At 67.2% G+C, this 2,649-nt stretch carries 2 protein-coding genes; both read left to right on the forward strand.

Going from position 1 to position 2,649, the window contains the following annotated elements:
* Window positions 1-1,545 (forward strand): FUSC family protein (locus VMJ11_RS09370; protein WP_325619137.1); only part of this gene is annotated, 1,545 nt, incomplete at its 5' end.
* Window positions 1,546-1,720: 175 nt separating this feature from the next.
* Window positions 1,721-2,649 (forward strand): porin (locus tag VMJ11_RS09375; protein WP_325619138.1); only part of this gene is annotated, 929 nt, incomplete at its 3' end.

A 2,649-nucleotide genomic window follows, 5' to 3' on the forward strand; every position in this document is an offset into this window, starting at 1 on the left:
CATGCGATGTCGTCGCTCGCCAGCCGCCTCGAGCAGGCGGCACGCGGCAACCGGGTGCGGCTCGAGTGCGGGCGCGCGGAACTGCGCACGAAGCTCGATGCGATGACACTGGCCGCAGCGAACCACAGCGGCGAGATCTCGCCGGCGTGCGCCGGTCGGATCGACGACGCGGAGCAGTTGATGGCCCTGCTCGCGGGCCTCGAAACGCTCCTCGCCGACGGCCACGGCGCCGCCCGGCGCGAAGCCGCCGCCCTTCTTGCGCCCGCCTACGCCCAGCTCGCCAGGCAGATCGACGCGAGCGCGGCACGCTTGCGCGACGGCCCTGACGCAACGCCTGACACCGTCGAGCAATGCCAGGCTCGCCTGCAACAGACCCTGCGCGGGTGCGAGCCCGCGTGGCTCGCGGCCCACGGGCCCGGCGAGGGATCGACGTGGCTGCGCGCCAATCTCGACCTCATCGAGCGCCTGTCCGATCTACTCGGTCGCGACGCGTGTGCGTATACCGCGCGGGGTGTCGTTGCAGCTCCTCGCGCGGCGCCGCGCCAGCGGACGCGCCAAAGCCGGCTGACGGCGCTGATCGCGGAACTTGCCGCCAAAAATGCCTACACCCGGTACGCCGCCCGCCTGTCCGTTGCGGCGATGATCGCGGTTGCCATCGCACGCCTTCTGGGCATGCAGCAGGCTTACTGGCTGGCGCTGACCACGATGTTCATCCTTCAGCCCACGCTGTCGCAAACGGTGAAAGTGTCCGGCCTGCGCATTGGTGGGACATTGCTTGGCGCGGTGCTTGCATCGGCGCTTTCCTTGTTCGTTCACGATCCGCTGCTGCTCGCCCTCATCGTCCTCCCGCTTGCCACCGGAACGCTGGCCGCGCGCTCGGTGAGCTATGTCTCGTACATCCTGTTCCTGACGTCGCACTTCATCCTGGTTGCGCATCTCGGCACACCCGCTGGACCGCCTTGGGCGCTCGCCGTCGCCCGCTTCGAGCTCAGCGTTGCCGGCGTGCTCGTCGGCTTCGTCGTCAGCCTCTTCGCGTGGCCGGACCGCGAACATCATCGGCTCGGCAGCAGTGCGGCGGGCGCAATTGACGGCACGGCCGCGTATCTCGACGCGGTGGCGCGCCGTCTCGTCCAGCCCGCGCCGAGCGATCCTGACCCACTGACGAAGCTGCGCCGACGCGCCTGCCTCGATATCGACAAGCTCGAGGCCACGATCGCCGCCACGCGGTTCGAGTCGCTGGTCGTGAACCAACAGGGTGCGTGCGCCAGCGTGCTGATGCAGCGCCTCAGAACGCTGGTCGGCGCACTGTGCCCGCTCGAATACGTCAATGTGATGCTCGACGAGGCGGACCTCGCGCGGCTCGCCGCACTCGCCCGGAACGCGCAGGCTTTGATTACCAGCGACCCATCGTCCCTCCATTCCCCTCTGCGTAGAGACGTCGGTGCCGCGCCGCAGGCATCGTCCTGCCATGCGCGCGAGATTGAACGCGAAATCACTGAAAGCGCGTGGGTCGCGCATCTGCTGCGATCTCGCGTGCTGCGCTGAGGTGGCCGTACACCTTCCCGGCAAGGCGTGCGGTTCATCCGGACGCAGCCCAATAACATCATGTCCGACACGTTTTTCGAATCCACGTGGGCACGCGCGAGGGGGGGCGCTTAAAGCCGCGTCCTGCTGCGCTCTTGCGCTGGGACTGCCGGTCGCCGCTCACGCTCAGGGCACGCTGGCCATCACCGGCCTGATCGATGGCGGCCTCGCCTATGTGGACGATATCGGCGGGAGCCAGGGCGCCCGCTCATTACAGGCCAAATCGGGTGACATCAACGTCAACCGCTGGACCCTTTCCGGCAACGAGCCACTGAGCCCCGATCTGAGCGCGCTGTTCGTGCTGGCAAACGGCTTTGCTGTCACGAACGGCGCAACCGGGCAACAGGGGCGCATGTTCGGCTTCCAGTCGTACGCCGGGCTGGCCTCTCATCCGTCCGGCACCGTCACGCTGGGCCGCCAGTTCGACTCGATGCTCCAGTTTGTCCAGCCGTTCGCGATGGGTGGCACGCCGTATGGTGGCGTAGCTTTCGCGCACCCGTTCGACAACGACGATCTCGCAAACTACACACGGACCAACAACGCCGTGAAGTACACGAGTCCGGTCATGAGTGGCTTCCAGTTCGGCGCGACGTATGGCTTTTCCAACGAAGCGGGGGCATTCTCGAACAACCGCGGCTACAGCGTGGCGGGCAGCTACCAGCACGGAGCCTGTTCGGCGGGCGCGAGCTACGTGCAGTTCGACGACGAAAGCAACCTCGCAACTGCCAACACGCAGGGCGCGGAGGCCGCCGGCGCGCCGTTCAACGCCGCGCGGCAGCGCACCGCGGGCCTGGGCGGCGCCTGCACATTGGAGCGCCTGCGCGTGTCGGCCGTCGTCACGAGGAGCCAGTTCGACAACGCCACGTCGATCAACAACGTCGCCGACACGCCGATCGCCCTGCACGGCGAGGACATCGTTTTTCGCAACGCGGAACTGAATGCGCGCTATGCGCTGACGAACCGATGGACCGTGGCGACGGCCTATACCTTCACGAGCGGATCGTTCGATTCGCCTTCGGGCCATGCGAGCCCGACATGGCATCAGTTCGGCCTGATTGGAATCGA

The sequence above is a fragment of the Paraburkholderia sp. genome (assembly GCF_035501035.1).
Classification (GTDB): domain Bacteria; phylum Pseudomonadota; class Gammaproteobacteria; order Burkholderiales; family Burkholderiaceae; genus Paraburkholderia.